We start from the raw sequence: 382 nt of genomic DNA on the forward strand, positions 1-382 counted from the left end.
CTCTTAAAGATACAACTATCGTATCTGCTATCGGTTTGGTTGAACTCTTCCAAACTGGTAAGATTATCATTGCTCGTAACTACCAAAGTTTCAAGATGTATGCAATCCTTGCTATCTTCTATCTTGTAATTATCACACTATTGACTAGACTAGCGAAACGCTTAGAAAAGAGGATTCGTTAATGGCAAAATTAAAAATTGATGTAAATGATTTACACAAGCACTATGGAAAAAATGAAGTCCTAAAAGGAATTACGACTAAGTTCTATGAAGGAGATGTTGTTTGTATCATCGGTCCTTCAGGTTCTGGTAAGTCAACTTTCCTCCGTAGCCTCAATCTTTTAGAAGAAGTCACTAGCGGTCACATCACTGTGAACGGCTAT

2 protein-coding genes are annotated in these 382 nt (G+C 36.6%); both read left to right on the forward strand.

All coding sequences use genetic code 11. The features are described from left to right. Positions 1-182: ABC transporter permease family protein (locus tag HZ297_RS11920; RefSeq protein ID WP_218644638.1), on the forward strand; the 182-nt coding region annotated here is incomplete at its 5' end. After that, positions 182-382: ATP-binding cassette domain-containing protein (locus tag HZ297_RS11925; protein WP_178863987.1), on the forward strand; the 201-nt coding region annotated here is incomplete at its 3' end. The genes HZ297_RS11920 and HZ297_RS11925, both read left to right, overlap by 1 nt.

It is taken from the genome of Thiomicrorhabdus cannonii (genome assembly GCF_013391695.1).
GTDB classification, from domain to species: domain Bacteria; phylum Pseudomonadota; class Gammaproteobacteria; order Thiomicrospirales; family Thiomicrospiraceae; genus Thiomicrorhabdus; species Thiomicrorhabdus cannonii.